General features: G+C 48.4%; 13 protein-coding genes. 10 read left to right on the forward strand and 3 right to left on the reverse strand.

Annotated elements, in window-relative coordinates; all coding sequences use genetic code 11:
- Nucleotides 1–94 precede the first annotated feature (94 nt).
- Genes DXN05_RS11780 through DXN05_RS11790 form a run of 3 tightly spaced genes read left to right on the forward strand, consistent with a single transcriptional unit; the run spans nt 95 to nt 3,413 of the window.
- Nucleotides 95–1,093 (forward strand): FAD:protein FMN transferase, encoded by a 999-nt coding sequence (locus DXN05_RS11780; protein ID WP_116847441.1) that lies wholly within the window; start codon nt 95–97, stop codon nt 1,091–1,093.
- Complete coding sequence (locus DXN05_RS11785) at nt 1,090–2,067, forward strand: formylglycine-generating enzyme family protein (protein WP_116847442.1); 978 nt, start codon at nt 1,090–1,092, stop codon at nt 2,065–2,067. Before DXN05_RS11780 ends, DXN05_RS11785 begins: the two co-directional genes overlap by 4 nt.
- A 23-nt stretch (nt 2,068–2,090) precedes the next feature.
- Nucleotides 2,091–3,413 carry a Gfo/Idh/MocA family protein gene (locus tag DXN05_RS11790; RefSeq protein ID WP_116847443.1) on the forward strand — a complete coding sequence of 441 codons (1,323 nt, stop codon included), beginning with the start codon at nt 2,091–2,093 and terminating at the stop codon, nt 3,411–3,413.
- Between the two features lie 931 nt (nt 3,414–4,344).
- On the opposite strand, the gene DXN05_RS11795 is transcribed toward DXN05_RS11790, so the two are convergent.
- A complete protein-coding gene (locus tag DXN05_RS11795) occupies nt 4,345–4,614 on the reverse strand; it encodes an HU family DNA-binding protein (RefSeq protein WP_116847444.1) in 270 nt (89 codons plus the stop codon).
- A 486-nt stretch (nt 4,615–5,100) separates the two neighbouring features.
- Entirely contained in the window at nt 5,101–5,886 is a 786-nt protein-coding gene (locus DXN05_RS11800; RefSeq protein WP_116847445.1) for an RMD1 family protein, read from the reverse strand.
- Nucleotides 5,887–6,124: 238 nt separating this feature from the next.
- On the opposite strand from DXN05_RS11800, the gene DXN05_RS11805 reads away from it, so the two are divergent.
- The 7 genes from DXN05_RS11805 (at nt 6,125) to DXN05_RS11835 (ending at nt 16,524) form a co-directional block, all read left to right on the forward strand.
- Nucleotides 6,125–6,667 carry an RNA polymerase sigma factor gene (locus DXN05_RS11805; protein ID WP_147313901.1) on the forward strand — a complete coding sequence of 181 codons (543 nt, stop codon included), beginning with the start codon at nt 6,125–6,127 and terminating at the stop codon, nt 6,665–6,667.
- 90 nt (nt 6,668–6,757) lie between these two features.
- Nucleotides 6,758–7,930: a FecR family protein gene (locus DXN05_RS11810; RefSeq protein ID WP_158559221.1), complete on the forward strand. Its 1,173-nt coding sequence runs from the start codon at nt 6,758–6,760 to the stop codon at nt 7,928–7,930.
- Between the two features lie 255 nt (nt 7,931–8,185).
- Nucleotides 8,186–11,575 carry a SusC/RagA family TonB-linked outer membrane protein gene (locus DXN05_RS11815; protein ID WP_116847448.1) on the forward strand — a complete coding sequence of 1,130 codons (3,390 nt, stop codon included), beginning with the start codon at nt 8,186–8,188 and terminating at the stop codon, nt 11,573–11,575.
- Between the two features lie 33 nt (nt 11,576–11,608).
- Nucleotides 11,609–13,093, forward strand: a complete 1,485-nt coding sequence (locus DXN05_RS11820; protein WP_116847449.1) for a RagB/SusD family nutrient uptake outer membrane protein — start codon at nt 11,609–11,611, stop codon at nt 13,091–13,093.
- A 26-nt stretch (nt 13,094–13,119) separates the two neighbouring features.
- The gene (locus DXN05_RS11825; RefSeq protein WP_116847450.1) at nt 13,120–13,923 is read left to right on the forward strand and encodes a DUF4843 domain-containing protein; all 804 of its coding nucleotides are present in this window, start codon (nt 13,120–13,122) and stop codon (nt 13,921–13,923) included.
- A gap of 23 nt (nt 13,924–13,946) precedes the next feature.
- The gene (locus DXN05_RS11830; protein WP_116847451.1) at nt 13,947–15,377 is read left to right on the forward strand and encodes a PKD-like family lipoprotein; all 1,431 of its coding nucleotides are present in this window, start codon (nt 13,947–13,949) and stop codon (nt 15,375–15,377) included.
- Nucleotides 15,378–15,414: 37 nt separating this feature from the next.
- Nucleotides 15,415–16,524, forward strand: coding sequence for a TlpA disulfide reductase family protein (locus DXN05_RS11835; protein WP_158559222.1), 1,110 nt, complete (start codon nt 15,415–15,417; stop codon nt 16,522–16,524).
- Between the two features lie 167 nt (nt 16,525–16,691).
- On the opposite strand, the gene DXN05_RS11840 is transcribed toward DXN05_RS11835, so the two are convergent.
- Entirely contained in the window at nt 16,692–18,134 is a 1,443-nt protein-coding gene (locus DXN05_RS11840; RefSeq protein WP_245975192.1) for a TolC family protein, read from the reverse strand.
- Nucleotides 18,135–18,136: the final 2 nt, after the last annotated feature.

The following is an 18,136-nucleotide window of genomic DNA, read 5'->3' on the forward strand; positions in this document are numbered from 1 at the left end:
TAAACTAAAAAAATATATTTTTAAATATTGTAGACCATACACTTATTTTTTTCAGCGCGTATTTTCCGTGTTCATTACGGAGCAAAAACAACGAATGACGATTCAATATCTTGCCACCTGCCTGTTGCTGCCGTTTGTTGCTGCCGTGGTAAAACCTTACCGTTTTACCATGCCCAAAATGGGCTCTCCTTTTATTATTACTATTTACAGTGACGATTCTTTAAAGGCTGAAATGGCCGCCACCGCTGCATTTAAGCAGGTAGACACCCTGAATATGATATTCAGTGACTATACCGACAGCAGTGAGCTTAGTGCATTGAACCGCAGCAGCGGAAGCAAGAAGTACATGCCGGTATCGCCACACTTATATAATATACTGCAACAATCACTCAACGCTGCGCGTACCAGCAAGGGCAGTTTCGACATTACCATTGGCCCTGCAGTAAAGCTATGGCGCAAAGCACGCAAGACCCATACATTTCCCGATAGCATGCAACTGCGCGAAGCATTGCAACACTGCGGTTACCGTTATATACACATAAACCGTAAGCTGCATGGCGTGCAACTGCAGCAGCCCGGCATGCAGCTCGATCTTGGTGGTATTGCCAAAGGTTATGCTGCGCAGCATGTGGTAAATTATCTAAAGGCGCAGGGCTTTCCCTACACCATGGCCGATGCAGGCGGAGACCTTGCAACAGGTGACGCACCTCCCGGCAAACAGGGCTGGCATATCGGTATTAACGAGCCCGAACAAACGGAAGAATTGTTACCAGGCCTTGTACAACTGCATAACAAAGCCATTGCCACTTCAGGAGATGTATACCAGTATGTATTGCACAATGGCATAAAGTATTCACACATTATAAACCCTGCAACCGGCATGGGTGTTACGTTTCAGCGCAATGTAACCGTAATTGCCAACGACGGTGCAACGGCCGACTGGCTGGCCACCGCCTGCAGTATACTGCCCATACCGCAGGCACAGCAGCTTATTGCAGGTATGCCGGGAAGCGCATTACTTATTACCGAATTAAAAGACGGCCATATGATCAGATTCAGTTCTCCCAACTTTAAAAACTACGAAGCGAAATGAAGAAACACCCTGTTGTATTAATTGCTTATGCGTGCTGTTTTTTACTTGTCTGTTCCACACCTGCTATTGCACAGCAGGGTGCAGACACCCTTCACTCCTATGTGCAAAGTATACCCAATACACGGGTGTCTTTTAAAATGATCGCCATACCTGCAGGCAGTTTTACCATGGGCAGCAATGCAAAGGAAACAGGTCATCAACCTGAAGAAGGGCCTGCTACAACTGTTACCCTGCCAGCGTTCTGGATAGAAGAGCATGAAACCACCTATGATGAATACATCCTGTTCCAGGATGAAGCAAGAGACCAGCAGCCGGTGCCTGACGGCATATCAAGACCAAGTCCGCCCTATATAGATTTTACTTTGGGTATGGGTAAAGACGGCGGTTTCCCTGCCAACAGCATGAGCAACTATGCAGCATTGATGTATTGCAAATGGCTGTATAAAAAAACAGGCATCTTTTACCGCCTGCCTACAGAAGCAGAATGGGAATACGCCTGCAGGGCGGGCAGCTCAACCGCCTATTATTATGGCAGCGATGAAAAGTCGTTATCAAAATATGGCTGGTACAATGGCAACAGTGAAAATAAATACCATGTTGTAAAGCAATTACAGCCCAATGCCTGGGGTTTGTACGATATGGAAGGCAATGTATCGGAATGGACGCTTGACCAGTACAGCGCGCATTATTTCGACAGCATACAGCACCATACCACCAGCCCTGCATTAACACCGGTTACCAGGCATCCCATTACCTTACGCGGCGGTAATTTCAGGGACGATGCAACTGCCCTGCGCAGCGCAGCCCGTTTAAAATCGAACCTGCAATGGAACGAGCGCGACCCGCAGATACCGCGCAGCAAATGGTGGAATGCCGATGCGCCATTCATCGGCTTCCGTATTATGCGCCCGCTGCAACAGCCTACACCTGAAGCAGTGAACGCCTTCTTCGCACAATTTCTTTCATTAAAATAAAAATTGTAAAACTTGCCATCCATATGACGAACAAACATGACCAAAGCAGAAGAGACTTTGTAAAAAGCTCATCCCTTGCAGCAGGCGCTTTACTCGCCGCTCCCCTGTTATCCAGGGCCAACTATTTTTCCGGCTCCAGCGATGTAATTAAAGTAGCCCTTATCGGCTGCGGCGGACGCGGTACCGGCGCCTGCGTACAGGCACTCAGTACCAAATACAATGTACAGCTGGTAGCCATGGCCGATGCTTTCAGAGACCGGCTCGACACCAGTTATACCAGCATCCTCGAAGCGCTGGAGGATAAAAAAGACCGTGTGCAGGTAAAAGAGGAAAACAAGTTCACCGGTTTTGATGCGTATAAAAAAGCCATGGCGCTCGCCGATGTGGTGATACTTGCTACGCCTCCGGGTTTCAGGCCCATTCATTTTGAAGAAGCTGTTAATCAGGGCAAACAGATATTTATGGAAAAGCCGGTAGCCACCGACCCTGCCGGTGTACAGAAGGTACTGGCCGCCGCGCAGATTGCCAAGCAGAAAAAACTGAACGTGGTGGTTGGTTTGCAGCGCCGTTACCAGAACTCATACCTGGAACTGATCAAGCGTGTACACGATGGCGCTATCGGTGATATCGTATCTGCACAGGCCTGGTGGAACAATGACGGCGTATGGGTACGTCCCAGGCAAGCCGGGCAAACAGAGATGGAATACCAGATGCGCAACTGGTACTACTTTGTATGGTTGTGCGGCGATCATATCACCGAACAGCATATCCACAACCTGGATGTGATTAACTGGGCGGTGGGCAGCTACCCTGTTAAAGCGCAGGGCATGGGTGGCCGCGAAGTACGCCGTGGCAAGGATTACGGCGAAATATTCGATCACCACTATGTGGAGTTTCAATATGCTGACGGCCCTATTTTAAATAGTCAGTGCCGCCACATTAAAGGCACCATGAGTAAGGTAGATGAACTAATATCCGGTACCAAGGGCCGTGTATATTTCGGCGATGGCCTGATCACCGACCTTAAAGGCAAGCCGCTGTACCAGTTTGACCGCACCAAAGAAAACCGCCCTTACCAGGCAGAACACGATGCGTTGTTTGAAGCTGTTTCAAAAGGCGAGTTCCGCTACCAGGATGCAGAGCGCGGTGCTAAAAGTACCATGACTTCCATCCTCGGCCGTATGGCTACCTATTCAGGCTTGCAGGTTGAGTGGGACAAAGCCATTAACTCGAATATCAGCCTGGCCCCGAGAATGTTCGACTTTGCTGCGCAGCCGCCGGTGCTGCCTGATGCCAATGGGTTGTATCCTGTGGCAGTGCCGGGTGTGACGAAGTTTTTTGTGTAGTGAGTGATGACTGGTGAGTAGTGAATAGTCAATAGTGAATAAAATAAAGAGCGCGGATGCGCTCTTTATTTTGCCTGCCGTTGGCTGTGTCCTCACAGCCAACACTCATACGCTACTTGTTTAAAGAGAACGCGCGGTGGGGACACCGGCGCGGGCCTTACATGAAATAAAGAGCGTGGATGCGCTCTTTATTTTTTGCCATGGCCGTTGGCTGTGTCCCCACAGCCAACACTCACACGCTACTTGTTTGAAGAGAACGCGCGGTGGGGACACCGGCGCGGGCACTATATTAAAAATAAAGAGCGCGGATGCGCTCTTTATTTTTTGCCCATGGCCGTTGGCTGTGTCCTCACAGCCAACATTCACACGCTACTTGTTTGAAGAGAACGCGCGGTGGGACACCGGCGCGGGCACTATATTAAAAATAAAGAGCGCGGATGCGCTCTTTATTTTTTGCCCATGGCCGTTGGCTGTGTCCTCACAGCCAACATTCACACGCTACTTGTTTAAAGAGAACGCGCGGTGGGGACACCGGCGCGGGCCTTACATGAAATAAAGAGCGTGGATGCGCTCTTTATTTTTGCCATGGCCGTTGGCTGTGTCCTCACAGCCAACACTCACACGCTACTTGTTTAAAGAGAACGCGCGGTGGGGACACCGGCGCGGGCACTATATTAAAAATAAAGAGCGCGGATGCGCTCTTTATTTTTTGCCCATGGCCGTTGGCTGTGTCCCCACAGCCAACACTCACACGCTACTTGTTTGAAGATAACGCGCGGTGGGACACCGGCGCGGGCCTTACATGAAATAAAGAGCGCGGATGCGCTCTTTATTTTTGCCATGGCCGTTGGCTGTGTCCCCACAGCCAACACTAGCAGGCATAAAAAAAGGTTGTCGCAAGACAACCCTTCTCTTAATCACATTGTTCCGGTTATATTTTTCCGGCCAGTTCTTTACCAGCTTTGAAGCGGGCTACTTTTTTTGCTTTGATTTTGATCGCTGCGCCAGTCTGCGGGTTGCGGCCTGTGCGTGCTGCGCGTTTAGATACTGAGAAGGTACCGAAACCAACGAGGGTTACTTTGTCACCTTTTTTCAGTGTTTTAGCAACTGCTTCTGTGAAAGAATCCAGTGCTTCACCAGCTTGTTTTTTAGAGATGCCAGCGTCTTCAGCGATTTTTGCAATTAATTCTCCTTTGTTCATGATGGTATATTGAATGGTTAGTAAGCATTTTTTAAGGGTGCGGAACAAAAATAAATATTCTATTCAAAACAACACCAAACAGGTACAGCTATTTTCCGGAAATTCAATGTTTTTCTATGTTCCGGGCGTTTTTATAACCGTCTTGTTATTCCGCGCACCGCTTGTTCAATAAAAATAAGGGAAAGAATGTTATTGCCAACAATTTTTTTAATCACAATGTGGAAAAGTGCCCGTTTACACTGCAATACAGCCTGCCTGCCGTGAAAAAACGGTACCAGCAGCGGGTTACAGCGTCCTTAAGGTACTGTAACAAACCAATGTCGCACCATTTAATCCCACCGCAACCAACCTTCGCTCCAATCCAACTTTAAACTTCAAACGTTAAACCTTAAACCATCATTGACTGCCCACTCACTCACTAAATCATTCGCTATTGCCTATTCACTATTCACCAGTCAATGTGTTTACAGTAAAGTGATGCTACCATTATAATATATGACGCAGTTTGTCCAGTACCAGGTTAATCACTTCGAGAAAAATCAGTGCAATTACAATCCATTCCAGCACTACACTGGTGCGGTACTGCAGCAGGTCTTTAAACAGGTCAAGGTTTTCCTTTACAATTTCCAAGCCCTCCTGTATGGTTCTGAAGCGTGCCTGCAGGTCGAATGTTTTCTTCAAACCAATATCCAGCTTATTCAGTTCCTCGTCTTCCCAGGTTTCATCAGGTGAATCGAATATGTACAGGTTGCCGGCTACCCTGTTTTTTAAATTGAGCGTTCGGCCAATAAACTTTTTGAGATGGATGCCCGATAAGTCCAGCTTGCCGTTGCGTTCCAGCATCTGCGTATGGTAATTGGTTTCTTCGAGCAGCAGGTTGGTTTGCTGCGAATAATAATCCAGTGCTACAGATTGTGACACATTTAGCATTACCAGGCGCAGCCGGTCAACATCTGCAGCTGCCAGCTCCAGCAGGTTGTAGCCAAAATTGTTGCGGGTGGCTCCTGTTTCAATAGCGAATTCTTCGCTCAGTCGTTGCGAGAACAGGTTTTTGCAGTAAGGACCGATCAAATTAATAAAGGCCGTCATCTCCACTTCGCTGTGGTTAAGCAGGCAAACAACGCCATATTTAAACACATAAATAAGCTTTTCCGCCTCTATGCGGTAAAACAGTTCGTCTGAATCGGCATGGTAAATCGGGGCAGTAAAAACAGCTTTAAACTGTTTGATGTCGATACTGTCAGCAATCTGGTAAGCATAAACTTTTAGCATAAGAAAAGACCTTACGTAAAGATACATATAAAGCCTGCAAACCCGGGGCATTAAAACGACTGTTTGAATGTTCTTCTTTCAAAAGCCCGCCAAACAAGAGTTTCAGGAGATACTGAAAGATAAAGTAGTCAACCCGGGGTTAACATTTTTTTAAAGAATTGCCTATATTGCCAGTTCACTTACTGATACCCCGAACACATTGTCAGCAATTTTTCCGGTACATAATGAACAAACCCTGATGCAAGCGGCGGCCAACGGCGATGAAGCAGCTTTTGCCAGCCTGTTTCATGCCTACTATCCCCTGTTGTGTACCCATGTGTTTAAAATAACGCGTTCACTCCCGGTTACCGAAGAAATTGTACAGGATGTATTCCTGAAAATATGGATGGGCCGGGAATCACTTACCGGCATCCAGAGTTTTAAAGCCTTTGTATGGGTGATGGCCAGGAACCTTTCGCTGAATGCATTAAAGAAGATGGCGCGCGAACAAAACATCAAACAACAATACTACCATACGGCAGCACACGATGCGGCAGATGACGAAACTGCTTTTTACCATACCCTTATTGATGAAGCCATAGCCCAGCTGCCCCCGCAACAGCAGAAAGTATACCTGCTGAGCCGCCGCGAAAAAATGAAGCAGGCCGAAATTGCCGAAAACATGGGCATTACCCTGAGTACGGTAAAAAAATATATGCAGCGGGCAGTAGATTCCATTACCAGTTATGTGCGGAAGAACAGTCACCTGATGACTATTGTGCTGCTGCTGTTAAAAAATTAAAAAATATTTCACAGGGCATAGCTACTTTTTTACAGTGGCGAATGTCCTTTCTATAGCATGCCGATTGTTTACCGGCTTAATACGAGTAACATGACCACGAATAACCGGCTGGTATGGCTGTTTGAACGTTATTACGCCCAAACGGCAACCGGCGAAGAGCAGCAGGAGTTGTTTGCGCTGCTTGATATAAACGAGAACGATGAAACGATTGCCTGCCAGCTGAAACAATATTGGGAGCAACTGCAGCATACCGGTGCAGATACGCCCTTTACCAAAGAAAAAGCAGACGCACTGTTGTGCACCATATTGGGTAATACCACACACAGCAGTACAGTAGTGCCTATTCGCAGAAAAAACCACCGTTACTGGTATGCTGCAGCAGCAGTGCTGGTGCTGGCAGCAGCAGGCTGGTTATTTGCCACAAAACAGCAACCGGTAAATACAACAACCGTAAAAGCACCCGTGGTTATTACCCCGGGTAGCAACAAGGCTACGTTAACACTGGCAGACGGATCGCTCATTGAATTAAACAACGCGCAACAGGGCGTAATAGGGCAACAGGGCAATGCCAGTATTGTGAAAAAGAACAGCGGGGAGCTGGCCTATACCACAGCAGGCAACACAGCCGCACCGGTATACAATACCCTGCAAACACCTGCAGGCGGCCAGTACCATGTACAGTTGCCGGATGGCACACAGGTATGGCTCAATGCAGCCTCATCACTGCACTACCCCACTGCTTTTACCGGCAGCGAACGCACAGTGACCTTAACAGGCGAAGCGTATTTTGAAGTAGCACAGCAAACAAAACAACCTTTTGTTGTACAGCTGTCCGGCAGCCGCGTAACCGTGCTGGGCACACATTTCAACATAAACGATTACACCGATGAAAACGCCACCCGCACCACCCTGCTCGAAGGCGCGGTACAGGTAAGCACCGGTCAGGCACAAGTGGTACTGCATCCCGGTAACCAAAGCGTGCAGCACCACGGCGAAGAAAAACTGGAAACCGGAGAAGTGGATGGCAGTGCAGCAATTGCCTGGAAAAATGGCCTGTTCCAGTTTGATCACTACGATATCGCGGCTATTATGCGGCAGTTAAGCCGCTGGTACCAGGTATCGGTGCAATACGAAAACGGGGTACCGGCAAAAAAGATCACCGGTAAAATATCCCGTACCGCATCACTGGATGAGGTGCTGCAGATACTGGCTTTTGCAGGCGTGCATTGCAGGCTGCAGCAGTCAACCATTATTGTTCAATAACACAACCTACTGTATGAATAAGCCGCAAGGCACGAAACAGCATTATTTACCAAAACCTACTGTAAAAAGACACGCATAAAGCGGTCACCACACACATTCGTAACCCCCGACAATCAATCAACCATGAATAAAGATCCCGCAACGGATACCGGTTTCAGCAACCGGGTGCATATTTGTTATGTCTTTTTATAACCAATAAGCCCGTTGGCAACTACTGTACTGAATTACCCAACACTAACGCTTCCTTCACTGAGTATGCAACCAACTAATTTCTCTACCGGCACCCGGCAGCTGGTAAGGCTCGCTATTGTTATACTGGTAGCCGCCGTACAGGTGAATGCCCGCAGCTTTGCGCAGCAGGTGACCTTACAGGTAAAACAGGCGCCGCTTATCCAGGTATTCAAAGCCATCGAATCACAAACCGGCTACTATTTCCTGTACGATGATGCGCTGGTGCAACAGGCTCCAAAAGTAACCGTAAGTATTACCAATGCACCGCTGGCACAGGCGCTGGAACAGTGTTTTAAAAACCAGCAGCTGGACTACAAAATTGTGAACCGCACCATTGTGGTTAAAGCAAAAGACCCTGCCAGAACACCTGCCGTTACTGCTCCGCCAACCGATGTCACACCCGTTGTAATACATGGTGTGGTAAAAGATGCCGCATCTGGCAAACCGGTGGCCGATGCCACCATCATCAATAAAACTTCCAGGCAGCACACATTCTCAGGCGCAGACGGCAGCTTCGACATACCGGCTGAAAAAGGAGATGTGCTGCAGCTGAGCCTGGTTGATTACGACAACCAGGAGGTCACCGTAAAAAGCAACACCGGCATCAGTATACAGCTGGCACAGAAACAGCGCAAGGATTCTCTTACACAGGTAGTGATTACCGGTTATCAAACCATTAATAAAGATAATTACACAGGTACCGCAGTATCCGTTTCAGGAGATGACCTCAAAAAAGTAAACCCGCAGAATGTACTGCAAAGCCTGCAGGCTTTTGACCCCTCGTTTAAAATTACCGATAACAACCTGGTTGGCTCTAACCCCAACAGGCTGCCTGTAATCACGGTGCGCGGCTCTACTGCCCTGCCCAATGGCGTGAACGATGTAATCGGCCGCAACAATCTTACCGGCAATACCAACCTGCCTACCTTTATCATGGATGGCTACGAGGTAACATTGGAAAAAGTGTACGACCTCGACATTAACCGCATCCAGTCTATTACCCTGCTCAAAGATGCTGCTGCCACTGCAGTATACGGCTCACGCGCAGCCAACGGCGTGGTGGTGATTACCACCAGGGCACCCAAGCCCGGCAAACTGCGCCTGAGCTACAGCTACGACATGAACCTGGTAACACCCGACCTCAGCGATTACCATGTGCTGGATGCAGCACAGAAACTCGACTACGAACAACTCGCAGGCCTGTATGATGGAACCAAAAACAGCGCAGTTTCGCAATACGATCTTGATATTGCTTATTACCATAAAAAGCAAAACGTGGTATCCGGTGTAAACAGTTACTGGCTGTCGCAGCCTTTGAAAACAGCCGTAGGTCAAAAACATTCCGTTTACCTGGAAGGCGGTACAGAGAGTATCCGTTACGGACTGGAGCTGCGTTACCAGACCAACCCGGGTGTTATGAAAGGCTCCTCGCGCGACCGCTACAGCGTAGGCATGAACCTGGCTTACAATGCAGGCAAAAGGCTGCTGTTTAAAAACACGCTCACCGTTACGCAGATGAAGGCCAGGGAATCGCCCTACGGCGACTTTGCAAATTATGTAAGAATGAACCCTTACTACCCTGTAAGGGATTCTGCAGGGCATGTACTGCAGGATGTGGATGCCTGGAATGCGCGGGATGCCGGCTCCGGGAAAATTGTATCAGTGCATGTACTCAACCCCATGTACAACGCTACCCTGGGCGGTTTCAACAAATCGGATTACCTGGAACTGATTGATGCATTCGGCGGGGAATGGACGATAGCCAATGGCTTGCGCCTGCGTGCACAGATCAGCTATACCCAAAACAAAGCCACAACGGATGAGTTTATTTCACCGTTCGACAATATTTATTATTTCTATTCAGCCGATAAAATCAACCAGCGCGGCCAGTATACTTACCAAACAAGCACCACCAGCCAGGTAGATGCATTTGCCACACTCAACTATAACCGCCAGCTGGGCGAGCACAACCTGAACCTGGCACTCGGTACCAATGTACAAACCAGCAACCTGAATCAGAAACAATTCACGGCAATAGGCTTTGCCAACGACCGTTTCCCTGATATTGGTTTTGCAGCCGGTTATGGCGAAAACGGCAAACCGCAAAGTGATGTGTACAAAGACAGGCTGATCGGTTCCTTTCTTACTTTCAACTATTCTTTTAAAAACAAATACCTGCTCGATTTCACTTTCCGTGAAGACGGCTCTTCCAAATTTGGCAGCGACAAACGCATTGCCCCGTTTAATACCCTGGGTATCGGCTGGAACCTGCACAAAGAAAAATTGCTGCAGGGTACCAATATCAGTCAGCTGAAACTACGCGCCAGCACGGGTTTGATCGGCTCTGTGAGCTTCCCTGCCTATATGGCCACCACTACTTATACCTATGTCGATCAATGGTATTCATCCGGCCCGGGTGTTGTGCTGAGCAACTATGGCAACAGCAACCTGCAGTGGCAAAAAACACGCACGTACGATTTTGGTATTGACCTGGGCCTGTTTAACGATGCCCTCGTGCTATCACCACGCTTATATACCAAACTTACCCGCGGATTGCTGGCAGATATTTCGCTGCCGCCTTCAACAGGTTTCTCTTATTACAAAGACAACCTGGGTGATATGCGCAATACCGGCCAGGAACTGTCTGTACATTATAACATGATTCATACGCGCAACTGGCAGGCAGGTTTTAACCTGAACCTTGCCCGTAATGAAAACACCATTGTGCGTATTTCAAATGCCCTGAAAGCCTATAACGACCGCGTAGATGAAGCGCAGGGCAAAGACGACAACAAAGGTGCACCGCTGCTGCGTTATGCCGAAGGACAGTCTGTAGATGCGATTTATGCAGTGCGTTCCCTTGGTATTGACCCCGAGAACGGCAGGGAACTGTTTGTAAAAAAGAATGGTTCACTCACCTATGACTGGGATGTAAAAGACAATGTTGCCATTACCAGGAGCACACCCAAAGTTTTCGGTTTTTTAATGCCCACCGTTGCCTGGAAACAGCTGATGGTACAGGCCACCCTGTACAGCAGCTTTGGCGGCAAGCAATACAACCAGACGCTGGTAGACCGTGTAGAAAATGCAGACCCGCACCTGAATGTAGACAGCAGGGCCCTTGAGCAGAAATGGAAACAACCCGGCGATCATACTTTTTACAAGAACATCGCAGACCTGGGACAAACATTTACCTCATCACGTTTTATACAGAAAGACAGCCGGGTTGAACTGCAATCGGTTTATGTAGCCTATAACCTGCAAAAGAAACTGTATGAAAGAATGGGTATGCAATACCTGCGCCTGGCTGTAACAGCCAATGACCTATGGCGCTGGTCGACCATAAAAATTGAACGCGGTATTGATTATCCGTATGCGCGCAGCCTAACTTTTACGCTGCAGGCAGGGTTTTAACAAAACAACGTTTTACGCATTAAGTCTGATTACATGAGAAAAACATACATCATCCTGTTATTGTCGTTAGCCTGCTGCTCCTGCAAAAAATGGCTCGACGTAAAACCGCAAACCAGCGTTACCGATGAAGAGCTGTTTAAAACCGAAGAAGGTTTTGAAGAAGCGCTCAATGGTGTATACCTGAACTGCTCGCGAACGGCCTTGTATGGCGGCGAGCTTACCATGGGCTTTCCCGATGTGCTTGCACAAAACTACTCCATCCGCATATATGACCAGCTGAGATACCTGCAAACTTCGCGGTACCTGTATACCGACCAGGATTTTGTGCTACGTAAAGATTCTGTATGGCAGGGCCTGTACAGCGGCATACTCAACTGCAATATGGTATTGCAGAACATTGACCAACACAGGAACCTGTTTACCGGTAACCACTATGCCATTATAAAAGGCGAAGCGCTGGCTTTGCGTGGCTACCTGCATTTTGACCTGCTGCGCCTGTTTGCACCTTCCTTTAAAACCGGCGCACAGTCCAAAGCCATTCCTTATGTAACCACCTACTCCAATAAAATCACGCCATTAAGCACAGTCACCGAAGTGTTGCAGAAAGCCGTTGCCGACCTGAACAATGCCAAAACACTGCTGTACGCCGCTGATTCCATCAGAAGCACCGGTTATATTGTGGGATACCCCAATGCAGATACGGCTACCGAGCAGAATGCCAAAACACTTTTTGTGCAAAACCGCAGGCATCACCTCAATTACTTTGCTGTATGCGGTGAGCTGGCCAGGGTTTACCTGTACCTGAACAATACAGCCGATGCGCTGAAGAATGCAGAAGAAGTGATCAACGCCAATAAATTCCCCTGGACTGCAGACGCAGATTTCAACAATGCAGACCCGAAGCTGAAAGACCATATTTATTATAAAGAGCTGCTGTTTGCCTGGAACATACCCAAAGAAGGTGACAACCTGGTAAAACGCTTCACAACAGGCAATTCCAGTCTTGACCTGGTAGAAACAGGCGCAACCTACCTGTATGAAACAGGTTCAGTGGGCGGTGAAGACAACCGTTTTAAACAATGGTTTCAGCCGGTATCGGAAGACAATGTAACGCGGTATGAATTGCAGAAGTACAAACGCAACACACTTGCAGCCCCTACGGATCTTACGGCCAACAGGCACCCCTTGGTGGCGCCTGCCATACGCCTCAGTGAAATGTATTACATAGCAGCCGAGTGCAGCTTTGATACAGACCCCGCCAAGGCGCTGCAGTATTTTAATACCGTAAGAAGTCACCGCGGCATTATTGCACAGCTCAGCACCAGTTCAAAAACAGAGCTGCTTGCGGAGTTACTGAAAGAAGCCCGTAAAGAATGGTATGGAGAGGGGCAGATATTTTATATGTACAAGCGCCTCAACCAATCCATCATCGCAGAATCGGGACAAGTGGTGCCTGCAGGCAACAATGTGTTTGTACTGCCGCTTCCCAACGATGAAATTGAATTTGGAAACCGCTAACATCCTGTTTTTACAAATTGAATAACATGAGAAAAAAGCTATACTTCGCACTGCTGGCGGTAGGTATCACCGCTTCCTGTAAAAAGGCCGTGGAGTTAACCTATAACTCACCGGATAATATTCATTTCAATTTTGACCAGAAGCAGGCAGACAGCGTGCTGTTTACCTTTGCCTATACACCCAACCTGTCTGCAGACACCATCAGCCTGCCTGTACAATTATCGGGCATCAGGGCCGATCATGACAGGCGTTTTATCATCAGGGTAGACAAAGATTCCACCACAGCAATTGAAAACCTGCATTACAAACCGTTTGACAGCAGTTATGTACTGCCTGCCAACACCGGTACAGTGTTTGTAAACTTCGTGATATACAATAATGATTCCCTGTTGCAGCAACGCTCGGTAAGCATCAGGTTCAGGCTCTACCCTACTGCAGACCTTGGCACTAACCTGCCGTATAAACTCATCTCCAACAAAGTCGTGTTCTCCAACAAACTGGAAGAACCGGAATGGTGGCCAATGTGGATGGGTGATTATTATTCGCAGGTAAAACATGAGTTGTTCATTGTTGTAACGGGCCTCGCAGAACTCTCCACCAACCCGCAGGAAGCACCGAAGAACCAGTACCTCGCCAGTCTTGAAACAGACTTCCTGCGCGACCCGCGCCCCTGGCTCAAAAAACATCCTGATTATGTGCTGGAGCTGCAGCCTGATGGCAACTACCGCTTTTACAACATCCACACCCCCAAAAACACCGTATTGTACCGGTTAAAACCCGAAAGCGGCCGCTACTTTTTTGTGGATGAAAACGGCAACGATATATCCTGATCTGTATACCCAAACTACTGAACATGCCACTACGCAAAACATACCTGCCTATTACCCTTGCACTTTGCAGCATGCTGGTGCTGGCAGCCTGTTATAAAGACAAAGGCAACTATACATACCACAAACCCGATGAACCACTGATCGCGCTGGATTCGGTTTACAATGTGCTGATCGGTGACAGCCTGGTTATAAAACCGCGCGTGCAATATACCGGCACAGATACCTTTAGTTACGAATGGAAAATATCCTTACCCGACAATACCACCCGCGAATTTAAAGGCCCTGAACTGCATATGCTGTATGGCCTGGGCGCAGCGCGGTATGCCGGACTGCTTACTGCCATTAACCACAACAACGGCATGCATTACTTTTATCCGTTTGTGGTAAGCGGCGAAACTGTATTTTCAGAAGGAGTTGCCGTATTAACGGCTGAAAATGGCAAGGCACAGGTAAGCTTTATCAAAGCGAACGGAGAAGTGCTGTCACGCATTTACCAGGTGATTAACCCCAACGATACATTGCCCGATGATCCTATCCAGATTATTAAGGCAGTGGAAGTGATCATGGAACCCGATATAACCCGTTGTTACTGGGTGCTGGGCAAATCCGGCAAATACAAAGGCGTGCAGATTGATGTAAACACCTTTGCACGGAAAGGACATTTTGAAGACAATTTCTTTGATGTACCCGATACCGTTGCACCGCAAAACTTCTGCTCAACCATTCAGGGTGTGCTGGCAGGTGTAAGCAATGGCAGAATGTATGCAGGCACCACCTCTACGTGGGACCAGGCTCCCAACTTCGGTATGTTTGGCCTGGATGCTGCGGGCGACTATACCATGCATCCATCTTTTATTTACAATACCGACAAACAGGGCAGCCAGCAATACTTTATTGGCTTTGATACCAAACACAGCCAGTTTGTACGCATGAATATGTATGGCGGCCTTGTGTACTTTGGCCCCGCCTATGCGGTAACCGGCGGCGCCTTTAACCCCATCAATCTTGGTATGGATCTTATAACCATGATGCAGATAGACGGCGGCAACTGTTTTGCTTTTTGCAAAGATGCCAGTGGCGCTGTGCAGGAACTCAAGTTCTCTGTAGAGTTCAACGGCCCCTTTAATTTCAACCCTATTTACCAGCATACATTCGCACACCCTGAGCTGATAACCGGCAACACGAAATGGATAGGCGCACCAGGTGAGATTATTTACTTCACCTCCAACGATAAAATATACCGCTACAACCCGCTGAACCAGGACCTGCGCACCCTAACCGCCGATATGGGCGGCAAAGCGGTTACCATGATCAAACTCATGGAAGATGGTACACTGGCAGCAGGTACGGAAAACACGTTATACTATCTCAATATAAGCGGCGGCAATACCGGCACCGTACTGCGCAAAGTGGAAGGATTGCCGGGTAACGTAATAGACATCGTAAACCGTTAAGTACAATATGCATCAAAACATACAAAACAAAACAATCATGCAATACAACGCATTCAAATCAGCACTGGCTGTAAGCAGCCTTTGCCTGCTGTGCAGCTTTACACCTGCCAGGCCTGCGAAAAACTATACCGTAAGCGGTTATGTAAAAGGCCTGAGCGACCAGGAAATTTACCTGACCTATGGCACACTCAATCACTCCAGCATTGACACCCTCATTACGCATAATGGCAGCTTTGTATTTAAAGGTCATACCGAAGAACCTATGGCAGCCATGATTTTCACGAAAGACTACCGGGTGAAGATTGATTTTTATATTGACAATGCCCCCATTAAAATAACCGCCAGCCTCGATTCCATGATGGATGCACAGGCCAGCGGACTAGCTGTTACCAATGAATTTGCCGCCTTTAACAGCACCATCATGAAAAACAGGAAGGCCACCATGGCCGTAGGGCAAAAAGCCTGGGACCTTACACAGGCAGGCGATACCATCAATGGTAAAAAGCTGCAGCACCAGAGCGACAGCATGTACCAAAGCGAGTTTACACTCAGGCGGCAGTACATCGAACAAAACCCGAAGAGTTATGTAGCGCTGCACGAACTGCAGTTTTTTGCAACGGATAAAAACCTGCAGAAAGCCAAAGAACTGTATGCGGCCATGGATCCCAAACTATACGAAACCGTACAGGGCAAGGAAGTTGCAGAACGCATCGCCATACTCAGCCGCATTGTACCGGGTAAAACCGCTCCCCTGTTTGTACAGAACGATGTAAACGGCAACCCGGTTTCGCTGGCATCTTACAAAGGCAAGTACGTGCTCATCGAATTCTGGGCCAGCTGGTGCCACCCCTGCCGCGGTGAAAGTCCTAACCTGTTGAAACAATACAAACATTTCAATTCAAAGGGTTTTGAAATACTGTCTGTTTCGCTTGACCACGTAAAAGACAACTGGACAGCAGCCATTGCCAAAGACGGTTTACTATGGACACAGGTATGTGATTTAAAAGGCTGGAAAAACGACGTAGCCAGCTTGTATGGCATACAGGCTGTACCTGCCAATTTCCTGGTTGACCCCACCGGCAAAATCGTTGCGGTTGACCTGCGTGGCGAAGCGCTCGAAAAAAAGTTGACTGAACTCTATCAATAAACGCGTTTTCATTCTCTTGTAAAGTGTAAATGTGCCTATGAACAAACGCCGCCTGTCCAGGCTGTGCAGTGCCTCGCTATACGGCGGGGCATTTTTTTTGGATGGCTTCATGGTTGAATGGCTTGATGGCTGAACAACCACCATCAAGCCATTGATCCATTTAACATTTATGGCCAATCCCATCCCCCTCCCAATGCTTTGTACAGGTTGATGGTGGCCACCGTTTTCCTGCGCTGCACTTCTATTGATTCCAATGAAGCATCAAGCAGGTTTTTCTGCGTGGTGATTACTTCAAGATAGTTGGCATAACCGGCCATGTACAAATCCTTTGCAGTAGCAACGCCATTGGTCAATTGCTCCAGCTCCTGTTGCTTCAGGCGCGCAATTTCACCTGCATTGCGTATCTGCTCCAACTGCGTAAGCACTTCATTGTATGCCTGTACGGCTGTTTTGCGGTACTGCTGAAAAGCCACCTGCTGCCGTGCATCTGCAACGGAGAAATTTGCTTTCAGTTCCCTTCGGTTAAGTATGGGTGCTGTTACGCTGCCCAGTACACCATACGCCAGTGATGCGCCGTTAAACAACACGGATGCGCGGAATGCATTAAAACCGGTATACGGTGAAAGTACCAGCGAAGGAAAGAATGCAGCCCGTGCGGCCTGCACATCTGCCTTGCTGGCTTCCAGTTCAAAGGCTGCCTGTTGTATATCGGGCCTGCGTTGCAGCAAAGCAGCAGGTATGCCGGCCGCAGCACTGTCGCCCATGCCAGCAAAGTCTTTACTGCGTAATACAGGCAGGGCAAAACGGCCCAGCAGGTTGTTCAGCTCATTTTCCAGCGCAATGGCCTGTTGCTTTTTTTCATAGGCAATGGCTTGTGTATTCAGCAACTGCGCATTAAACTGCTGCACAGCCAGCTCTGTAGCGCGGCCACCAAGTTTCTGCACCTTCACCAGTTCCAGCGCGTTGGCCTGCAGCGTGATGTTCTCCTGCACAATGGCCTGCTCCCTGTCCAGCGCCACCAGCTGGTAATACAACGATGCCACAGCAGCCACCAGTTCGGTTACCAGCAAATGCCGGCCCATACCGGTAGCAAGGTAACGCGCCACAGCTGCTTTTTTCCGCTGTTGCAGCTTACCCCACAAATCGGCTTCCCAGCTGCTGCGTAAACCCACAAACAGGTCTGGCGTGGGATCGGGTATTTTTCTTTTACCCTTTACATTCTGCGAGAGGTTGGTATCATCATTACCCACACCATTCATGGTGTACTTGCCATAGTGATCAAGACCGGCACTTACTGTTGCATTCACCACGGGCAACAAGGCAGCGCGTGACTGCAATACGTTTGCCTGGGCTTCCTGCATGTGTTGCACTGCACTTAAGAGATCGGGATTGTTGTGCAGGGCAGTATCTATCAGCGCGCGCAAACTGCTGTCTGTAAAAAAGCGCTGCCAGGGCAGGGCAGCCATACTGCCGGTATCTGCCGCGGTTGCAAACTGTTCAGGTACGCGCAGTTTGGGTGTATTTTGCGCAACCGGTGCATAAGTTGAACAACCGGCAGCTGCTGCTGCAAAAGCTACACAGGGTATATATTGCATTAATCGGTTTCGCATCA

Origin of the sequence: Deminuibacter soli, assembly GCF_003412455.1 — a bacterium.
Taxonomy (GTDB): domain Bacteria; phylum Bacteroidota; class Bacteroidia; order Chitinophagales; family Chitinophagaceae; genus Deminuibacter; species Deminuibacter soli.

Excerpts from the sequence above, each read along its gene's own strand:
- DXN05_RS11780 (WP_116847441.1), top strand. The coding sequence starts at position 95 with ATGACGATTCAATATCTTGCCACCTGCCTGTTGCTGCCGTTTGTTGCT.
- DXN05_RS11785 (WP_116847442.1), top strand. The coding sequence starts at position 1,090 with ATGAAGAAACACCCTGTTGTATTAATTGCTTATGCGTGCTGTTTTTTA.
- DXN05_RS11790 (WP_116847443.1), top strand. The coding sequence starts at position 2,091 with ATGACGAACAAACATGACCAAAGCAGAAGAGACTTTGTAAAAAGCTCA.
- DXN05_RS11795 (WP_116847444.1), bottom strand. The coding sequence starts at position 4,614 with ATGAACAAAGGAGAATTAATTGCAAAAATCGCTGAAGACGCTGGCATC.
- DXN05_RS11800 (WP_116847445.1), bottom strand. The coding sequence starts at position 5,886 with ATGCTAAAAGTTTATGCTTACCAGATTGCTGACAGTATCGACATCAAA.
- DXN05_RS11805 (WP_147313901.1), top strand. The coding sequence starts at position 6,125 with ATGCAAGCGGCGGCCAACGGCGATGAAGCAGCTTTTGCCAGCCTGTTT.
- DXN05_RS11810 (WP_158559221.1), top strand. The coding sequence starts at position 6,758 with ATGACCACGAATAACCGGCTGGTATGGCTGTTTGAACGTTATTACGCC.
- DXN05_RS11815 (WP_116847448.1), top strand. The coding sequence starts at position 8,186 with ATGCAACCAACTAATTTCTCTACCGGCACCCGGCAGCTGGTAAGGCTC.
- DXN05_RS11820 (WP_116847449.1), top strand. The coding sequence starts at position 11,609 with ATGAGAAAAACATACATCATCCTGTTATTGTCGTTAGCCTGCTGCTCC.
- DXN05_RS11825 (WP_116847450.1), top strand. The coding sequence starts at position 13,120 with ATGAGAAAAAAGCTATACTTCGCACTGCTGGCGGTAGGTATCACCGCT.
- DXN05_RS11830 (WP_116847451.1), top strand. The coding sequence starts at position 13,947 with ATGCCACTACGCAAAACATACCTGCCTATTACCCTTGCACTTTGCAGC.
- DXN05_RS11835 (WP_158559222.1), top strand. The coding sequence starts at position 15,415 with ATGCAATACAACGCATTCAAATCAGCACTGGCTGTAAGCAGCCTTTGC.
- DXN05_RS11840 (WP_245975192.1), bottom strand. The coding sequence starts at position 18,134 with ATGCGAAACCGATTAATGCAATATATACCCTGTGTAGCTTTTGCAGCA.